Source organism: Zoogloea oleivorans (genome assembly GCF_008107625.1).
Lineage (GTDB): Bacteria > Pseudomonadota > Gammaproteobacteria > Burkholderiales > Rhodocyclaceae > Zoogloea > Zoogloea oleivorans.
Genome location: NZ_SDKK01000010.1, coordinates 203603 through 220926 on the forward strand (window position 1 = coordinate 203603; position 17324 = coordinate 220926).

At 65.0% G+C, this 17324-nt stretch carries 17 protein-coding genes, 1 other RNA gene and 1 pseudogene; 9 read left to right on the forward strand and 10 right to left on the reverse strand.

Annotation, left to right across the window (positions count from 1 at the left end; translation table 11 throughout):
- From ETQ85_RS26220 to ETQ85_RS12410, 5 genes are all read left to right on the forward strand, one after another.
- On the forward strand, positions 1-1104 hold a 1104-nt coding region (locus ETQ85_RS26220), incomplete at its 5' end, for a cadherin-like domain-containing protein (protein WP_187394690.1).
- An 18-nt stretch (positions 1105-1122) separates the two neighbouring features.
- Positions 1123-2691 (forward strand): TolC family protein, encoded by a 1569-nt coding sequence (locus ETQ85_RS12395; protein ID WP_222862146.1) that lies wholly within the window; start codon positions 1123-1125, stop codon positions 2689-2691.
- Positions 2688-3464, forward strand: a complete 777-nt coding sequence (locus ETQ85_RS12400; RefSeq protein WP_222862147.1) for an efflux RND transporter periplasmic adaptor subunit — start codon at positions 2688-2690, stop codon at positions 3462-3464. The genes ETQ85_RS12395 and ETQ85_RS12400 overlap by 4 nt, the downstream gene beginning before the upstream one ends.
- 3 nt (positions 3465-3467) lie before the next feature.
- Positions 3468-4820 carry an efflux RND transporter periplasmic adaptor subunit gene (locus ETQ85_RS12405; RefSeq protein WP_222862148.1) on the forward strand — a complete coding sequence of 451 codons (1353 nt, stop codon included), beginning with the start codon at positions 3468-3470 and terminating at the stop codon, positions 4818-4820.
- On the forward strand, positions 4817-6925 hold the full coding sequence (locus ETQ85_RS12410) for a site-2 protease family protein (RefSeq protein WP_148579378.1): 2109 nt from the start codon (positions 4817-4819) through the stop codon (positions 6923-6925). The genes ETQ85_RS12405 and ETQ85_RS12410 overlap by 4 nt, the downstream gene beginning before the upstream one ends.
- Before the next feature lie 32 nt (positions 6926-6957).
- Here the strand turns inward: ETQ85_RS12410 and recR are convergent, their stop codons facing one another.
- The 5 genes from recR to ETQ85_RS26225 form a co-directional block, all read right to left on the reverse strand.
- A complete protein-coding gene (gene recR, locus ETQ85_RS12415; protein ID WP_148579379.1) occupies positions 6958-7554 on the reverse strand; it encodes a recombination mediator RecR in 597 nt (198 codons plus the stop codon).
- A gap of 19 nt (positions 7555-7573) precedes the next feature.
- Complete coding sequence (locus tag ETQ85_RS12420) at positions 7574-7897, reverse strand: YbaB/EbfC family nucleoid-associated protein (protein WP_148579380.1); 324 nt, start codon at positions 7895-7897, stop codon at positions 7574-7576.
- 21 nt (positions 7898-7918) lie between these two features.
- Positions 7919-9841 carry a DNA polymerase III subunit gamma/tau gene (gene dnaX / locus ETQ85_RS12425; protein WP_148579381.1) on the reverse strand — a complete coding sequence of 641 codons (1923 nt, stop codon included), beginning with the start codon at positions 9839-9841 and terminating at the stop codon, positions 7919-7921.
- A gap of 89 nt (positions 9842-9930) precedes the next feature.
- Positions 9931-10029, reverse strand: an RNA gene (gene ffs, locus ETQ85_RS12430) — signal recognition particle sRNA small type.
- 36 nt (positions 10030-10065) lie between these two features.
- Positions 10066-10965: a HAMP domain-containing sensor histidine kinase gene (locus ETQ85_RS26225; protein WP_187394692.1), complete on the reverse strand. Its 900-nt coding sequence runs from the start codon at positions 10963-10965 to the stop codon at positions 10066-10068.
- Between the two features lie 309 nt (positions 10966-11274).
- On the opposite strand from ETQ85_RS26225, the gene ETQ85_RS26230 reads away from it, so the two are divergent.
- Entirely contained in the window at positions 11275-11493 is a 219-nt protein-coding gene (locus ETQ85_RS26230; RefSeq protein WP_187394693.1) for a hypothetical protein, read from the forward strand.
- Here the strand turns inward: ETQ85_RS26230 and ETQ85_RS12440 are convergent.
- Positions 11472-12161: a response regulator gene (locus ETQ85_RS12440; protein WP_148579383.1), complete on the reverse strand. Its 690-nt coding sequence runs from the start codon at positions 12159-12161 to the stop codon at positions 11472-11474. The two genes, ETQ85_RS26230 and ETQ85_RS12440, sit on opposite strands and share 22 nt — an antisense overlap.
- A 289-nt stretch (positions 12162-12450) precedes the next feature.
- On the opposite strand from ETQ85_RS12440, the gene ETQ85_RS12445 reads away from it, so the two are divergent.
- Positions 12451-12990, forward strand: coding sequence for a Spy/CpxP family protein refolding chaperone (locus tag ETQ85_RS12445; RefSeq protein WP_187394694.1), 540 nt, complete (start codon positions 12451-12453; stop codon positions 12988-12990).
- A 147-nt stretch (positions 12991-13137) separates the two neighbouring features.
- The gene (locus ETQ85_RS12450; protein WP_148579385.1) at positions 13138-13599 is read left to right on the forward strand and encodes an Lrp/AsnC ligand binding domain-containing protein; all 462 of its coding nucleotides are present in this window, start codon (positions 13138-13140) and stop codon (positions 13597-13599) included.
- 114 nt (positions 13600-13713) lie between these two features.
- On the opposite strand, the pseudogene ETQ85_RS12455 reads toward ETQ85_RS12450, so the two are convergent.
- The 3 genes and pseudogenes from ETQ85_RS12455 to ETQ85_RS12465 form a co-directional block, all read right to left on the reverse strand.
- A pseudogene (locus ETQ85_RS12455) lies at positions 13714-13920 on the reverse strand (transposase domain-containing protein); the annotation flags it as partial.
- A gap of 110 nt (positions 13921-14030) precedes the next feature.
- Positions 14031-15704, reverse strand: coding sequence for a tyrosine-type recombinase/integrase (locus tag ETQ85_RS26945; RefSeq protein WP_148579386.1), 1674 nt, complete (start codon positions 15702-15704; stop codon positions 14031-14033).
- A complete protein-coding gene (locus ETQ85_RS12465; RefSeq protein WP_148579387.1) occupies positions 15701-16372 on the reverse strand; it encodes a site-specific integrase in 672 nt (223 codons plus the stop codon). Before ETQ85_RS12465 ends, ETQ85_RS26945 begins: the two co-directional genes overlap by 4 nt.
- A gap of 193 nt (positions 16373-16565) precedes the next feature.
- Between ETQ85_RS12465 and ETQ85_RS12470 the strand changes: the two genes are divergently transcribed.
- Complete coding sequence (locus tag ETQ85_RS12470; RefSeq protein ID WP_148579388.1) at positions 16566-16808, forward strand: hypothetical protein; 243 nt, start codon at positions 16566-16568, stop codon at positions 16806-16808.
- Between the two features lie 97 nt (positions 16809-16905).
- On the opposite strand, the gene ETQ85_RS12475 is transcribed toward ETQ85_RS12470, so the two are convergent.
- The coding region (locus ETQ85_RS12475; protein ID WP_148579389.1) for an IS66 family transposase at positions 16906-17324 on the reverse strand (419 nt) is incomplete at its 5' end.

Here is a 17324-nt window from a genome sequence, read left to right on the forward strand (position 1 = left end):
GACGGCAGCTTCATCTACACGCCCGCGCCCAATTACAACGGCCCGGACAGCTTCACCTACACCATCACCGATGCGGACGGAGACATCTCGACGGCCACCGTCACCCTCACTGTCACACCAGAAAACGACCCGCCCACCGGCACCGACAAGACCGTCACCCTCAAGGATGGGCAGCCTCTCCCCCTGTCGCCGGCCGACTTCGGCTACGCCGACCCGGATCAGGACCCGATGGCGTCGGTACGCATCGACACCCTGCCCCCCGACGCCCGGCTGCTCCTCGACGGCGTGCCCGTGGTGCCAGGTCAGGTCATCAGCATCGCCGACCTCATCGCCGGCAAGCTGGTGCTGGTGCCGGGTACTGCCACCCGCACCCAGACCTTCGACTTCTCGGTGTTCGATGGCCAACTCTTCCAGGTCAGTCCCAACACCTTCACCGCCCTGGTCGAGATCACACCCGACGTCATCCTGCCGAAGCCGGATGTCACCCCGCCCACGGGCACTCCGGATCCGCTCTCGCCGCTGGACTACTTCTCGCAGCCCTCGGAACAGCGCTGGCCGGTACCCCGGCTGTTCCCGCCCTTTGTCCCCGCCCTTCACGTGCTGCCCGGCGTCGCCGACGTCAGCATCGAACGGGGCATCGGCTCGGGCATCGTCCCCAACCTGGCAGACCGGGCGACGCTCGGCGAAGTGCGCAGCGCCATCCTCGGCGACTACCTGCGTGACAGTCATGCGCTCTACGTGCAGCACGCCGTGCGCCATGAACCCATTGCCACCACCCACGCTCTCCACGTCCAGCACTCGGTACGCCTCAGCCAGGCCGAAGCGGAGATTGCCGATGCCCAGAGCGCCAGCCGCGGTAACACGGCCGCCGCCGGCGTGAGCACCCTGATGGACCCGTTTGCCATCGGCGCCCCGGCGCCGGCCATCGACGCACCGGCTCCCCCAGCGGCAACCCCCGACGCCCCGCCGCCAACCCGCACCGTCGCTCCGGCGCGGCAGGCTGCCGAGGGCTTCAGCAGCCAGATCCGCAACGCCGCGTCCGACCTGCGGCCGCGTACCGCCCAGAGCAGCCGCATCCCGCTGGCGCCCAGCGCCAAGCGCTGATTCAGGAAACCACCGACAATGACCTCCACGACCATGAAGCCGACCGCCATGAACGCCACCCGCCGCCTCGCTGCACTCCCCCGTCTCGGCGCCGTTGCCGCCGCGCTTGTCCTCGCCGGCTGTTCGGTGACCCCGACCCTCGTCAGCCAGGACGAAGTGAAGAACCGCATCAGCGCCGACACGGCACAGATGTACGCCGACCAGGCCCCCATCGACGCGCCGGTGAGCCTTGATGAAGCCGTCGCCCGCGCCCTCAAGTACAACCTCGACTACCGCCTCAAGAAGATGGAGTCGGCCCTGGCCTTCGGTCTGGCGGACTACTCCCGCTACGACATGCTGCCCCAGCTGCTGGCCACCGCCGGCTACAGGGCGCGCAACAACGATTCGGGCGGCACCAGCATCGGCATCGAAGACCGCCTCCAGTCCCTGCGCCCCTCCACCTCCGAAGAGCGCCGCCACTGGCTCGCCGGTGCCGAGTTTTCGTGGAACCTGCTCGACTTCGGTGTCTCCTACTACCGTGCCCGACAGCAGGCCGACCAGTTCCTGATCGCCGAGGAGCGGCGCCGCAAGGTCGTGCAGAACATGCTCCAGGACGTCCGCGCCGCCTACTGGCGCGCCCTCGGCGCCCAGCGCCTGTCGGCCCAGGCCGAAGAAGTCCTGAAGCGCGCCAACGATGCCCTCCAGCGCTCCCGCGACGCCGAAAGCCAGCGCATCATCCCGCCTGTCCAGGCGCTCAACTACCAGCGCGCCCTGCTCGACGCCACCTCCCTGCTTAACCTCCGCCGGCAGGATCTCGAGTACGCCAAGCGCGAGCTCGCCGCCCTCATGAACGTACCGCCGGGCACCTCGTTCACCGTAGCCGACAACCGGGAAGCCCCGCTGCCCCAGGTCCCTGCCGACGTCCGAGCCCTCGAAGACATGGCCCTCGCCCAACGCCCCGAGCTGCGCGAGGAAGACCTGCGCAAGCGCATCACCGGCGACGAAGCCCGCAAGCAGCTGCTCTCCATGCTGCCCGGCGTCACCTTCGATGTCGGCCCCCAGTACGACTCCAACAAGTATCTCTACAACGAAGGCTGGATCCAGGGCGGGCTGCGCATGTCCTGGAACCTGATGCGCCTCGCCGCCCTGCCCTCCCTCGAGAAGGCCCAGGAGAAGCAGGTCAAGACCGACGAAGCCCGTCGCATGGCCCTGGCCATGGCCATCCTGACCCAGGTCCGCGTCGGCGTGGAGCGCTACCGCCTGGCCATGACCGACCTGCAGATCGCCGACACCAGCGCTCAGGTGGATCAGCGCCTCGCCGACTACGCCAAGGCCTCCGTGACAGCCCGCCTCGACAGCGACCTGGAAGCGGTGCGCACCCAGACGCGCGCCCTCCTCGGCAACTACCAGCGCGCCAACGCCTACGCCAACGCCCAGATCGCCTACGGCCGCATCTACAACTCGGTGGGCCTCGACCCCCTGCCCGACAACTTCGAGCAGGACGACCTGAAGACCCTCAGCGGTCGCATTGGCGAGCACCTGCGCAAGGCAGAGAAGGACGCCTTTGCCCTCGCCACCCAGGCCGGCAGCGCCGTGGAGGCCAAGTGAGCCTCACCCGCCTTATGCTCCTCGGCCTGGCCGTCGTCGGCAGCCTGCCGGCCGCAGCCCAGACGCCCCCTCCGTCCCGGGCCGCGGCCGTTGCGCCGCCAGCAGCCCCTGCCGGAGAGAGCATCCGCGTACTGCTCACACCAGACCGGGAAACCACACTGGCCAGCCCCATCCCGGGGCGCATCCGCAGCCTCAACACCTCCCTCGGCTCCAGTTTCGGCGCCGGGCAGGTGCTGATCGGCCTGGAATGCGACGAACCCAATGCCCGGCTGCGCATCGCCAAGGCCGAACTGGCTTCCGCCGTCGAACAGCTCGACGCGAAGAAGCGCATGCAGGCCCTGCAACAAGCCGGTGACGTGGAAATCAATCTGGCGCTCAGTGCTGCCGAAAAGGCCCGCGCCCAGGTCGCCCTGCAGCAGGCCCAGGTGAGCCAATGCAGCATCACGGCTCCCTGGTCCGGCCGCACGGCCAAGGTGCATGTGCGCAGCCACATGAGCGTCACCGCCGGCCAGCCCCTGGTGGATCTGGTCAAGGCCGGCCCGCTCAAGTTGCGCCTCAACGCGCCCTCACGCTGGCTGGGTCATCTCAAGACCGGCCTCGCCTTCGAAGTCGCCATCGAGGAAACCGGCAAGCGCTACCCCGCCAAGGTCAGTGCGGTGAACAGCCGGGTGGATTCGGTCAGCCAGACCGTCGAACTCGAAGCCACCCTGGCCGGCAACTACCCGGAGCTGCTTCCCGGCATGAGTGGCACTGCCGTCTTCCCTCCCCGCTAAGCCGTGGCCGCACCCGATACGGCGCCGGCCCTGCTCAGCCAGCCGGCCCTCGAAACCCTGCTGCATCTGGAGGGTCGCGCCCGGGCGGCCACCCGCCTGACGACCCTCGGCTTCACCCTCACCAACGAAAGCCTGGCGCTCTTTCCCTATCGTCAAGCCGCACTTTTCCTGTGCGACGCGCTCGGCACACTACGCCTCTCCGCGGCCTCGGGCCTGGTATCGGTGGCCGAGGATTCGCCCTACACCACCTGGCTGTCCCGCTATGTGCGCAGCCTGCCAGCGCTCGACGGTCCCACGCCCCTCGATCTGGCTGACGCCGCTGATGACATCGCCGACGGCTGGATCGAATGGCTGCCCGGCCACCTGCTCGCCGTTCCCCTGAGTGCCCCGGACGGCACCCGGGTCGGGCTCGCCCTTTACGCCAGGGAGCAGCCCTGGCTGGACGATGAAAAAGCCCTCGTGGCCCGGCTGCATGCCACCTACGGTTACTGCGCCTGGGCCCTGTCGCGCAGCCAACCCCACCTCATCGAACGCCTGGGGCAGTGGCGCCACACCCGGGCGGCACGGTGGACGGCCCTCGCCCTGGCGGCCAGCCTGCTCATTCCGGTGCGGCTGTCCACCCTTGCTCCGGCAGAAGTCGTGGCCCTCCACGCGCCGGCAGTCGCCGCGCCACAGGATGGGGTGATCAAGGTCTTCCATGTTCAGCCCAATGTCCCGGTGAAGGCCGGCCAGCCTCTTTTCTCCCTGGACGACACGACCCTGTTCAACCGTCGCGAAGTGGCCCTCAAGGCGCTGGCCATTGCCCAGGCCGACGCGCTGGTAGCCCAGCAAAAGGCCTTCGATGACACCCGCAGCAAGGCCGAGATGGCTGCAGCCCAAGGGCGCGTCAAGGAGAAGGAGGCCGAACTGGCGGCCATCAGCGAGCTGCTCGGACGTATCGAGGTGCGGGCCGAGCGGGATGGAATTGCCGTTTTCGGCGATCCCAACGATTGGCTCGGTCGGCCCGTGCAGACCGGCGAACGGGTCATGCAGCTGGCAGACCCCCGCGACGCCGGTGTACTGGTGTGGCTGCCGGTGGGAGATGCCCTCAACCTTGAAGCCGGCGCCCCCCTGCGCCTGTTCCTGCACACCCAGCCCCTCTCGCCCCTGGATGGCGAACTCCTGCAGACCAGCTACCAGGCCGTGACCAGCCCCGACGGGGTGGCGTCCTACCGCCTGCGTGGCCGCTTCACCGACAGTGAAACACCACGCATCGGCCTTAAGGGCACGGCACGGGTATCGGGCGGCTGGGCACCCCTGGCGTACTACGTGATGCGTCGCCCCCTCGCCAGCCTGCGGGAATGGACCGGTCTGTGACACCCCTGCTCCCTCCCCTGCGGGAAGAACTGCGCCTGCTGCCGGCCGCGGCCAATGGCGACGGCTCGCCGGCGTGGATGATCCACGACCCGGTGTGCAACCGCTTTTATCGCATCGGCTGGCTGGACTTCGAGATGCTCGCCCGCTGGGGCCTGGGCTCGCCGACGGCCGTCGTCCAGTCCATCCAGTCAGAAACCACGCTGGCACCCGATAGCAGCGACCTCGAAGCCCTGACCCGTTTCCTCGAACGCCACAGCCTGCTGCGCATTGCCACCCAGGCGGGTGTCCGGAGCCTCACCGAACGGGCAGCGCGTCAGCAGGAATCCCCCTTCACCTGGCTGCTCCACCATTACTTGTTCTTTCGCCTGCCCCTGGCACGCCCCCAGGACTGGCTCGGACGCATTGCCCCGCGGCTGGACTGGCTCTACCAGCCCGCCACCGCCGTCCTGATCGCACTGCTCAGTCTGGCCGGCCTGCTCCTCGCGGGGCGTCAGTGGGACAGCTTCCGCACCAGCTTCGTGGACAACCTGAGCACCGGCGGCCTGATCGGCTTTGCCCTGGCCCTGACCTGCGCCAAGGCCCTGCACGAGTTCGGCCACGCCCTCACCGCGACACGCTACGGCGTGCGGGTGGCCCACATGGGCGTGGCGCTGGTCGTGCTGTGGCCCATGCTCTACACCGACACCAGCGAAAGCTGGAAGCTCGCCAATCCACGCCAGCGCCTGGCCATCGCCAGTGCCGGCATGCTGGCAGAGCTGGCCCTGGCAGGCCTGGCCACTCTGGCCTGGAGCCTGGTACCGGACGGCCCCTTGCGCAGCGCCCTGTTCTTTCTCGCCACCACCAGCTGGGTGCTGACCCTGGCGGTGAATGCCAGCCCTTTCATGCGCTTCGACGGCTACTTCATCCTGGCCGATCTGCTCGACATGCCGAATCTGCACGAGCGGGCCGGCAACCTGGCCCGCTCCTGGCTGCGACGCCACATCGCCGGGCTCGCCGAGCCCTGGCCGGAGCGCCTTCCACCGGGCCAGCACGCAGGCCTGATCGTCTTTGCCCTGGTCACCTGGCTGTACCGTCTGGGCGTCTTCATCGGCATCGCGGTGGCGGTGTATTACATGTTCTTCAAGGCGCTGGGCATCCTGCTCTTTCTGGTGGAGATCGGCTGGTTCGTAGTCCGCCCGCTGATGGCGGAGATGCGGGAATGGCGGAGCCGGCACCAGGACATCCCGACTTCCCGCAAACGCGGAGCCTTGATCGCTGCATTCATACTGATCCTTGCCGGCCTGATCCCCTGGCCTGGCAGTCTGGCCGGCGCCGGCTGGCTTCACGCAGAGCATCAGCACACCGTACACGCCCCGCTGGCGGGCCGCCTGGTTCGTATGGCCACTGCCGGCCAGGTCGAGCTCGGGCAAGTGCTCTTCGAAGTGGAGTCACCCGAGCTGGTGCTCTCGGCCCGGCGGGCCGATGGCCAGCGGGAAAGCAGCGAACGGGAGCTGGCTGGCCTCAGCGGCCTGGCGGACGGGGAACAGCGGCGCGCCCAGTTGCAGGGGCAGCACGACAAGTACGCGGCCGAAGCCAGCGCCTTTCGCGATGAAGCCGCCCGCCTGCAGCTCGTGGCCCCGTTCAAGGGGCAGCTGCTGGACGTGGACGCCGGCCTCGCGCCGGGCGTATGGGTTGCGCCCCGCCAGGCGCTGGCAGTAGTGATCGATCCGACACGCTGGATCGTCGAGGCCTTCATACCTGAAGCCGATGTGGACAGGATCCGCCCTGGCGATGCAGCCCGCTTCCATCCCGCCGGCCAACCCTTCGGCATCCTGCATGGCAAAGTGGTGGAGGTCGACTCCACGCGCAGCACAAGCCTGCCCCATCCGGCGCTTGATGCAACAGCCGGAGGGCCGATCCCCACACTACCGAATCAGCAACAGGGTCCGGCGGCGGGCAGGACGCCCCGGGAATCCCTCTACCGGGTACGTATTCTTGTCGACGAATCGCCCGCCCTCCAGCGCATCACCGTCGGCGAAGTCCGGATTGCCGGCGAGGCGCGCGCGTGGCTACCGACTGCAATGAACAGGATTCTTGCCGTCGGGGTGCGGGAACTGGGGTTCTGAGACACCGGGCTAAAGCCCGGCGCGGACATCCATCAGAGCGTGCGGCGCTCCACCAGCGCCTGGGCAATGGTGCCCGTATCGGTGTGTTCCAGCTCACCACCCACGGGAATGCCCCGGGCAATGCGGCTGACCCGGATGCCCCGGCTGCGCAGGAGCTCGGAAATCATGTGGGCGGTGGCCTCACCCTCATTAGTGAAGTTGGTGGCCAGAATCACTTCCTGGACGGCACCGTCACAGGCGCGTGCCAGGAACTTCTCCAGGCCCAACTCCCGGGGGCCAATCCCATCCAGGGGGGAGAGGCGCCCCATCAGCACGTAATACATGCCGTGGTAGCTGTGGGTCTGCTCCAGCATGGCCAGATCGGAAGGCATCTCGACTACACACAACTGGGTGGCGTCACGCTGCGGGTTGGCGCAGCGGTTACAGATGTCTTCTTCACAGAAGGTATTGCAGCGGGAGCAGTGACGCAAGACCTCAAGTGCATGCCCCAAGGCCGTGGCAAGGCGTGCCGCACCGCGCTGATCGCGCTGCAGCAGGTGAAAGGCCATCCGCTGGGCAGATTTGGGCCCCACACCCGGCAGGCAGCGCAGGGCTTCGATCAGCACATCAAGGCTGGAGGGGGAACTCATGAAGCCTTCCGGCCCTCGCTCAGAACGGCAGCTTGAAGCCAGGGGGCAGATTGAGCCCGGAGGTGAAACCGGACATCTTCTCCTGGGTCGTCGACTCGACACGGCGCACGGCGTCGTTGACGGCAGCGGCAACCAGGTCTTCGAGCATTTCCTTGTCGTCCATCACCGACGGATCGATGACCACGCGACGGACGTCGTGCTTGCAGGTCATGGTGATCTTCACCATGCCAGCGCCGGACTGGCCTTCGACCTCGATATCGCCAAGGCTGTCCTGCATTTTCTTCATGTTGTCCTGCATTTGCTGGGCCTGTTTCATCAGGCCTGCGATGCCGCCTTTCATCATGGTGACGTTCTCCAGATAGGGTTAAAGGGGTTTGACCGACGCTTCTTCCAGCGTCGCATCGAAGCGTTCGAACAATTCGCGAACGAAGGGGTCCTGCCTGAGGGCCGAGACGGCCGCCGCATGACGCTCGGCCCTATCGGCCTGATTGCGCTGAGCGGGCGTTTCGGTGCTGATTTCACCAACTTCGATACTGACCCGGATCGGACGCGCAAAGTAAGCCGACAAGGCCTCCTGCAGCTTTTCGGCGCCGTTGCGGTTGATCTGCAGCAGATGCTTCTGATCGTTGGCCAGGCGCAGACTGAAGCAGTTGTCGCTCACGCCGAGCAATTCGCTGTGCTGGGCCAGTTGCAGGTTGAAACCGCCCAGGCCGATCTGGTCCTGCAACGCATGCCAGTCGATGACCGCCGGCAGCGGGTCGGCAGCACCGGACGGAGCGCTGACGGCGGGCGACACTGGCGCAGCCATCGGCGGCTCGACCAGGGCCGGCGCAGCAAGCTCGATCTTTGCAGCAGGCGCCGACACCGGACGCAGCGGGGCGTGCTCGTCAGCCTCCGGCGGCAGATCTTCCCAGGGCGGCACGCTGCTGCCGTAATCGGGCACGGACGAAGCCGGCGTAACAGGCTTGACGAGTTCGGGCGCAGGTGCAGGCGGCGGAGTCTCGACGCGGGGCGATGGCGCAGGCGACTTTTCCGGAGCACGGGGCGGCGGAACGACAGCTGCCGGCATGGGCGAACGCACCGCCGCAGGAGCAGGCGGAATTCGCGGCGCGGAAGCACTTGTCGCCTGGGGCGCCTCAGTCGGCACTTGCCGGGCCTGCCCCTGCCCCCCGCCTGCGGCCAGCACGCTCCCCAGGGCAGCGGGTTGCTCCGGGCGGAAGGCAAACAGACGCAGCAACGTCATGGAGAAGCCACTGACCTCATCGGGAGCCAGCGCCAGCTCGTCGCGGCCATGGATGGCGATCTGGTAGGCCAGCTGCAGGAATTCCGGGTCGAAGGCCTCGGCGTAGGGTGCAAGCCGCGCTGCCTCGAACTCGTCCGTCAAGGCCGTTGGCGCCAACTGGCACAAGGCGATACGGTGGATCAGGCTGGACAGGGACTGCAGTGCCGAATCAAAGGACAGGCTGCGCGCCTCCATCGCATCGACAGCAGCCATCAGCGCCTGCACATCATGGGCGCGCAACGCATCCAGCACGGCATAGAGGTGATCATCGCCAACAGTGCCGAGCATGTCCTGCACGGCCTGCTCCTCCACCTTGCCGGCGCCATGGGCAATGGCCTGGTCGAGCAGTGACAGGGAATCACGCATCGAACCGCTGGCGGCCTTGGCAATGTGGCGCAGAGCGCCCGGTTCGAAGGGCACCGCCTCGGCCTCAAGCAGGCGGGTCAGGTGGCTGACGATGTGCCCCGGCGGCATCTGCTTCAGGTTGAACTGCAGGCAGCGGGACAGCACGGTGACCGGAATTTTCTGCGGATCGGTCGTGGCGATGATGAACTTGACGTGTTCCGGCGGCTCCTCAAGCGTCTTCAGCATGGCGTTGAAGGCGTGCCCGGTGAGCATGTGCACTTCATCGATCATGTAGACCTTGTAACGCCCCTGCACCGGCGCATACACCGCCTGATCGAGCAGCGCGGCCATGTCGTCCACGCCCCGATTCGAGGCAGCGTCCATTTCCACGTAGTCGGGAAAACGGTCGGCGTCGATGGCGACACAGGCGGAACACTGGTTGCACGGCGTGGCCGTAACGCCGGTTTCGCAGTTCAGCGCCTTGGCCAGGATGCGCGAGATGGTCGTCTTGCCAACTCCGCGGGTACCGGTGAACAGGTAGGCGTGGTGAAGACGGCCGGTGGACAGTGCGTGGGTGAGCGCGCGGACCACGTGTTCCTGGCCAACGAGCGTCTCGAAACTGCGCGGGCGCCACTTGCGGGCAAGTACTTGATAAGCCATGGCGGAATTCTATCAGGCCCACGCACCGGGCCGACGAGCATGCGCTACAAAGAGAAAGGGCGCCAGTCAAGGCGCCCTTTGGAATTCAGGGTGGCGAGCCTGACCCCCGGCACTTGCAGGAAACGGCTGTGGCTGCTGCCTTCCGGCCCTGACCAGGTTCACCGCGCTACAATGCGGGGAGACCCGCCACGGCGCGCATTCTAGCAGCTTGCCGGAGCCGCCGCCTATCCCTTTCTGAGCGAATCTGCAGCAAGGGGCAAACGGATCTCCACCACCAGCCCGCCGCCAACCCGATTAGCGGCCAGGATGTGACCTCCGTGGGCCACCACCGCGCGCTTTGCGATGGCCAGACCGAGCCCGAAACCACTGGTAGCCTGCCCATTCAGACCCCGATAGAAAGGCTCGAAGATCGCCTCGAGATCGGCTTCGGGCACGCCGGGGCCACGATCAGCCACCCGCAGCACAAAACGCCCCGCCTCCGCGCCAGCCCATGCCTCTACCGTCGAGCCCTCACCGGTGTACTTCACGCCGTTGCGGATGACATTCTCGAAGGCGCGCTGAATCAGCTCCCCCCTCACAACGAGCGCTGCATCACCCACACCCTCGAAGCTCAGCTCACGCCCTTGGGCCTGCGCTTCGAAGCGGGCATCATCGGCAATGGCGGCGGCCAGATCCACCAGATCAATGCACTCTTCCCGGGCGTCGCGCACACCAGCATCAAGACGGGCAATGGTCAACAGTTGTCCGACCAACTCATCAAGGCGCACCGCCTCCCGCTCGATACGGTCAAGACTGGCTTCCAGCCTGGCCGGATCCTGCCTGACCAGGCCAATCGCCGCCTGCAGACGCGCCAGCGGTGAACGCAGCTCATGGGAAACGTCATGCAGCAGACGCCGCTGAGCCCCAATCAGGGACTGAAGGTGCTGCGCCATGCGGTCGAAATCCTGGCCCAAATCACTGATTTCGTCACGCCTGCCAGCCATCAATGGCCTGACACGCGTCTCGAGCTTGCCGCTGGCGACCGCCCCCAGGGCCCAGCGCAAATGACGAATCGGCTTGGAGAGATGCCAGGCGAGCAAGAGGCTAAAGACAATACTGGCGATCAACCCAATGACCACTGGCACCAAAGGATCCGGCCCGGGGGGACCACGCCGCTCGAAGGGCAGCCCAGGACCTCCGCGCGCGCCGAAACGACGGGGGCTTTCCCCGGAGGCAGGGAGAAACAGCAGGTAAGACACACCATCCGGACTCGTCACCCGGCGTACCGATTGCCACGGATCACCGGAATCGGCCCCCGCACGGGCTGCCAGTACCGTTTCCGGTGCCACCGGCCGCCCCAGCAAATCCCTCCCCTCCGTATCAATAACCAGGAGCGGCCCTCCCCGCTCTTGAGGCAAATCGGCCAACAGTCCGCGTAGCGACTGGACGCCTCCATGGCTGAGAACGGCAGCAGCAGCCGAGACGAGCGTGGCCGCCCTTGGTCCGCCGGCCAGAGCCGGGTCACGCTCCAGCCGAAGTCGCTCGATTTCACCTTGATGATGCAGCCACATGGCGGCACCAACCCCCGCTCCAGCGAGCAACAAAGCCAGCCAGAACGCGAAGAAAAACTTCCAGAACAAACGCCCGAGCCTCATTCACGGACCATCTGGTAGCCCAGCCCGCGAACAGTCTCGATCCACGAGCGGCCGTCGGGCCGCGCACCGAGTTTGTGACGGATGCTCGACAGATGAACGTCGATACTTCTGTCAAAACGCGCCAGCGAACGACCAAGCCCCTGCTCGGACAATTCGACCTTGCTCACCACGCGACCGGCATTGCGGGCAAGCAACTCGAGCAGGTTGTATTCGGTACTGGTCAATTCGAGGGGACTGCCGTGCCACTGGGCACGCCGCATTTGCGGCCACATGAGCAGCCCACCTACCGTCAGCGGACCGCTCGCCGACTCGCTGGTGGGCACGTCCTGGGTTCGCCGCAATATGGCACGCAAACGCGCCACCAGCTCCCGCGGTGTACAGGGCTTGGGCACGTAATCATCAGCACCGAGCTCCAGCCCGATGATGCGATCCAAGTCATCCCCCTTGGCGGTCAACATCAACACCGGAACCCGGCTTTGAGCGCGAATACGCCTTAGCGCTTCGACCCCGCCAACGCGCGGCATCATCACGTCGAGCACAACGATCGCATAGGCACCGGAAAGCGCCCCGACCACGCCGGCTTCGCCGTCATGAACAGCATCGGCCTCAAAGCCCTCTCGCTCAATGTACTCGCGCAACATGGACGACAACTCCACGTCGTCATCCACCAGCAAAACCTTGCTCATCCTGCACCTGCCTTCATGGGATTACGCCACCAATGATACGAGTGCCCTTTGGCCTAAAGGGCACAAGCACAGAGCCTTTACCCGCTTTTACCCCCCTTTACATTCCGCAAGCAGTGATTAACAGGGCACTGAATGAAAATCCAATCCAGACTCCTCTTTGAAGCAGACCTTTACCCGCATTTACCGTTCCGATAACCGCTTTTAACAATCACCAATGTGAAGATTTTTCTGGTCCGGAAATACACAAAAACCTGACCACTGCCCTGACAAACAATCGATGGAGAACACCATGAAAATCAGCAGGAAGATTCTGATATCCATACTGATGGCAACAGCAATAACAACCGCCATTCCGCTGGCAGCCCAGGCGAAAGGCAGCGGGGAGCGCTGTGGCGGCCCCGAACCACATGGCCCGATGGCGCATGATGAATTCGGGCCCGGACGCGGCACCTCCATGCACGGCCTCCTGCAACATCTCCAGCTTACCGAGGCCCAGCATGATCAGGCTTTCAAGATCCTGCATGACCAGGCTCCCATGCTGAGAGAGAAAGCCAAGGAAGCCCGAAACGCTCGCGCAGAACTACATGCCCTCACGTTCTCCGGCAAGTACGATGCGGCAAAAACAAAAGCGCTGGCCGAGAAAGGCGCACACGCCATGGCTGCAATTTCTGAAATCCATGCGGCTGGTGCAAACCAGGTTTACCTGTTGCTGACGCCGGAACAGCGCAAGAAGGCTGAAGAACTGAAGAGTGACGTTGAAACGCGTAAACACCATCACCATGGCAGACCAAACTCAGTTGAGAAACGCCCAGCTTCGATGGACAACTAATTAGCGCACGAGCAACGTCGGAGTCTCAATTCACACCGGCCGCCAAGGCCGGATGTGCCGACTTTCAGTCGAGTAAAGATCGCCCAGCCCTTCGATGATAAATTCGACAACTCCTGCGCCTTGAAAAGCCAGAGAAGAAGCAGATAAATGCGCAACCTTGATCCGATAGACCGGCACATCCTTGAAAACCTGCAGCGAGATGGCCGCATGACAATGACGGATCTAGCCACTCGCGTTGGCTTATCCGCCACGCCATGTACAGAGCGCGTGCGCCGCATGGAGCGCGAAGAGATCATATCTGGCTACCATGCCCATATAAATCCGCATGCACTAGGCCTAAAGCTACTTGTTTTCGTGGAGATCAGATTACGATCGAAGTCCGGCGACGCCCTCGATAAAGCCAAGCAAAAATTGCAGTTGCTTCCTGAAATTATGGAATGCCACATGGTTTCGGGTGATTTTGACTATCTGGTCAAAGCCCGCTTGGCAGAGATGTCGGACTATCGAAAACTACTCAGCCATATCCTGCTCCAGCTTCCTCCCGCCTCGGAGTCGAGCAGCTACATCGTAATGGAAGAGTTAAAGGAAACACTCCACCTCCAGCTTTAACTTTATTCTTCGGCTCCATACCCGGCAGTAGTTTCCGGGTGGGGCACGCCGATCTCACGGGGGCGTTCGGCGCAGCGCGGTAAGCCCCCGGCCAACCCATCTTGACCGAGAGCCTCAGGGCGTTGCTGCGTCAGCCCACCTCCACCGATGCGTCAGCAGTTCCCCGATCCGACTCTGCGGCTGAGTCGGCAGGCGGGTGAGGACATCCTTCAGATAGGCGAAGGGCTCGTGGCCGTTGAGGCGCGCCGACTGGATCAGGCTCATGATCGCCGCCGCCCGCTTGCCGGCGCGCAGCGAGCCGGCAAAGAGCCAGTTCTTGCGCTTATGCTGAACTTGGCATAAGCGCAATTATGTTCAGTCCGTAATTATGTTGAGTCGCCGGCAGCGGGCCGCCCTATCTGCGGCGTCCCGCCCTTGTCGGTTGCGCATAATCAAAGGGCCTGCAGGAACTTCAACAGCGCATCAGTCGGCCGGTAGCGTGTGCCGCGGGTTTCAGGAGGCGCGATCGCGGCCAAGGCGCGCTCCTTCATGGCCAGATCCGCTTCGACGTAGCCATGCGTCGTCACCGGACTCTCGTGTCCAAGCCACAGGGCAATGACCGTCAGGTCGACGCCGGCCTGCAGCAGATGCATCGCGGTTGTATGGCGCAGCGTATGCGGGGAGATGCCCCGTCCTTGAAGCGACGGACACCGCGGCGTTGCCGCACTCACCGCCCGGGCGAGTCGCTCGGCGACGTTGGAACGGGTCATCGGCTTTCCCCATCGATTGGGCAGCAGCGCTTGGTCCTTCTGCAGGCCCGCGGACTGGAGCCAGTGCCGGATCTCCACGACGGTTTCCTTCCAGAGCGGCACGGTGCGCTGCTTGCGTCCCTTGCCATGCAAGCGCACCGATGGCGTGACGTCGAGTTCCAGATCGCAGACGCGGATGCCAATGAGCTCGGAGACCCGGGCACCCGTGTTGTAGAGCAACTGAAGCAGTACTCGATCCCGGCGACCGCACCAGGTTGCAGGATCAGGAGCTGTGAGGAGTGCTTGCACCTCGCCGCGAGAGAGAAACCCGAGCAGCGGCCTGTCGAAGCGTTTCATCGGGATGGCCAGGATGCGCTGGGCGAGCAGCAGGGCTGGCGGGCATTGGACCGCGACGTACCGGGCAAAGGCGCGGACCGCAGCGAGCCGCGCATTGCGGCTACGCACTGCATTGTGGCGCTCGGCTTCCAGGTGAGCCAGGAAGCCAAGAATCAACTCTGCATCGACCACCCTGGCGTGTCCGACGTAGATCGAGAGGTCCGGCAGGCCCCGTTCGACGTCGCCCCCTTGCTCGTAGAGGCGCAGTGCGCTACGTACGATGAAGGTGTGGCGCAGATCGTGCAGCCGGTGATGGGCATGGTCCCCACGCACTTGCCAGCCCAACTGGCGACACACCCGGTGCAGCGCGTACAGCATGCTCCGCTGATCAATGGCCCGGCCATCGTCACGTAGGAAGAAGCGATCACAGCCCGAGCCGGGGACGAGCTGGTCCCGCAGCTGCGCATACGCTTGCAGGTGCACAGTGACGCTCGCATGCAGGGGAACGAAGCGGCGCTGGTGGCACTTGGCATCCCGGATATCGAGTACGCCCGCCTCAAGATCCACATCGGCCCGGGTCAGCTTGAGCGCTTCGGAGATGCGCAATCCGGTTGCTGCCAGGAGGCCGAAGAGAGTCCGGCAGGTGGCCGGGCGCAGCCTGCCGGGTGGGCCCAGGCGGTCGGTCGCTTCGAGGAGACTTTGCAGTTCCTCGGCGGTATAGATATGCGGCACCAGGCGTCGATGGGCTGGGCCGAAGAGCTTTGGCGGGGGCACGACCGTGCCCGGGTCAGTGCGCAGGCAGAAAGCGGCAAAGCCGCGCAGCACCTCGATGCGGCGCGCCCAGCTGATTGGACGGGGATGACGTGAGGCGCGTGCCCAGTCGGTGGCCAGTTCCAGCGTGAGCCGTTCGGCTCTGCGTTGGTCAGCAAAGCGGGCGAACGATCCGAGTTGGCCGCCCTCGACCGAGAGATCAAAGCCGAAGCTGCGACGATAAGCGAGGTAGGCCTCCACCCGGGCCGCCCAAGTCATGGTTGCGCTCATGATGCGCTCCCCGGCCAAGGCAAGGCGACCGTTCGCAGGCGTTCCAGGTCGACGCGGGCATACACCCTGGCGGTGTTCACATCCCGGTGGCGGAGCAGATCGGCGATCTCCTTGATCGACACGCCGGTCTTCTGCAGCCGGGTGGCCATTGAGCGCCGAAGCACGTGAGTATTACAGAACCGATCCGCCAGAGCGCAGCGGGCAAAGGCCCGATTCATCGCGTTGCGGATGGCCGCTACGCCAAGAGGGACACCGAAGGGGGCCCGGTGGCGTATGAACAGGGCACGGCTATCCGTCTGCGGACGTCCGTCCCGCAAGTAGCGGGCAAGCGCCTCACCCGTCTGCACCGGCAAGGGCAGGTGCTGCATGCGCTGGCTCTTGGTCCGGTGGAGCGTCACGATCCCGTTGCGCCAATCCACGGCATCCAGCGTCAGATGCGTGGCCTCGTCGCCCCGCAGGCCCAGATCGAGCAGGCAGCGGGCGATGGCATGGTCGCGCAGGCCGACCGGATCAGTTAGATCGAAGGCGTGCAGGAAGTGCTCGATCTGGCTGTCCGTGAGGACCTTCGGCGGATGCCGACGTGGCCAGTTTGCGATGGCCGGCAGCGACGCGGACAGTAAGCGGGTGTCGTCGCCCAGGAGGGGGCGGAAGCGGGAATAGCTGCGCAAGCTCGTGCAAAATCACCTTGCGTGAGGCGGGTTTCCAGCGGGCAGCCAAGCCCTTCAGGAAGGCATCAATATCACCAGCAGTCAGCCGTCCAATCTCAAGGGGCTCAGTCCCGAAACAACTGGCCAGGAATGCCGCGACGTGCCGGCAACGATAGGTGCAGGTCAGCGGTGCCAATCCGCAGGTGTGGCGCAGATGATCGTCGAAGCGCCCAAGCTCGGCTGCAGTGCAGGCCGACGTCGTAGCCTCTTCCTGATCCGCTCCGGGGAGCAGGTCCAGCAAATGATGGAGAGCCGCCCGCATCTCCTTCACATCGGATCGGCAAGGTGCTGGGCAGGCGCACGTCGGCAGGTGATGCTGCAGGAAGCGCTCGATGAGTGCTCGATCGATACCCGCGGCACTCAATCCTTCACCCCGCATCCAGTAGCTGAAATGTAAGCGTCCGGCCACCCCATCTCCCCCGGGCAGCCCAAATAGCGTATTCGTGTCCACGCCGAACGACGTGGACACGAATACGCTTCAATTTCTTTTGAATTCAGCCAGCGCGTACGCTTGCCCAGCGGTGGGGCAGTAATTCCGAGATCCGACTGGCCTTGTGTGTGGGCAGCCGCGTGAGCACATCACGCAGGTACTCGTAGGGGTCGAGCCCGTTGAGCTTGGCGCTTTGGATCAGGCTCATCAGGGCAGCCGCGCGCTGGCCTGCCAGCTGTGTTCCGGCAAACAACCAGTTCTTTCGGCCTGTCGCCCAAGGCCTGATCTGCTGCTCATCGTGGTTGTTGTCGATGGGCAAGGCCGGATCGGCCAGGTAGCGCGTCAGCGCCACCCAGCGGTTCAAGCTGTAGTCGATGGCCTTTGCGATGGCGGTCCCGTCAGGCACCTTGATTCGGTGCAGGACGAGCCACTCATGCAACTTGGCGGCCACCGGTGCGGCCTGGGTTTGCCGCTGTTTTATCC

What these genes read in the sequence shown, in the direction of transcription:
- ETQ85_RS12395 (WP_222862146.1), top strand. Translation starts at nt 1,123, where the DNA reads ATGACCTCCACGACCATGAAGCCGACCGCCATGAACGCCACCCGCCGC.
- recR (WP_148579379.1), bottom strand. Translation starts at nt 7,554, where the DNA reads ATGAGTTCCCCCTCCAGCCTTGATGTGCTGATCGAAGCCCTGCGCTGC.
- ETQ85_RS12420 (WP_148579380.1), bottom strand. Translation starts at nt 7,897, where the DNA reads ATGATGAAAGGCGGCATCGCAGGCCTGATGAAACAGGCCCAGCAAATG.
- dnaX (WP_148579381.1), bottom strand. Translation starts at nt 9,841, where the DNA reads ATGGCTTATCAAGTACTTGCCCGCAAGTGGCGCCCGCGCAGTTTCGAG.
- ETQ85_RS26230 (WP_187394693.1), top strand. Translation starts at nt 11,275, where the DNA reads ATGGCTGAGAACGGCAGCAGCAGCCGAGACGAGCGTGGCCGCCCTTGG.
- ETQ85_RS12440 (WP_148579383.1), bottom strand. Translation starts at nt 12,161, where the DNA reads ATGAGCAAGGTTTTGCTGGTGGATGACGACGTGGAGTTGTCGTCCATG.
- ETQ85_RS12445 (WP_187394694.1), top strand. Translation starts at nt 12,451, where the DNA reads ATGAAAATCAGCAGGAAGATTCTGATATCCATACTGATGGCAACAGCA.
- ETQ85_RS12450 (WP_148579385.1), top strand. Translation starts at nt 13,138, where the DNA reads ATGCGCAACCTTGATCCGATAGACCGGCACATCCTTGAAAACCTGCAG.
- ETQ85_RS26945 (WP_148579386.1), bottom strand. Translation starts at nt 15,704, where the DNA reads ATGAGCGCAACCATGACTTGGGCGGCCCGGGTGGAGGCCTACCTCGCT.
- ETQ85_RS12470 (WP_148579388.1), top strand. Translation starts at nt 16,566, where the DNA reads ATGATCGTCGAAGCGCCCAAGCTCGGCTGCAGTGCAGGCCGACGTCGT.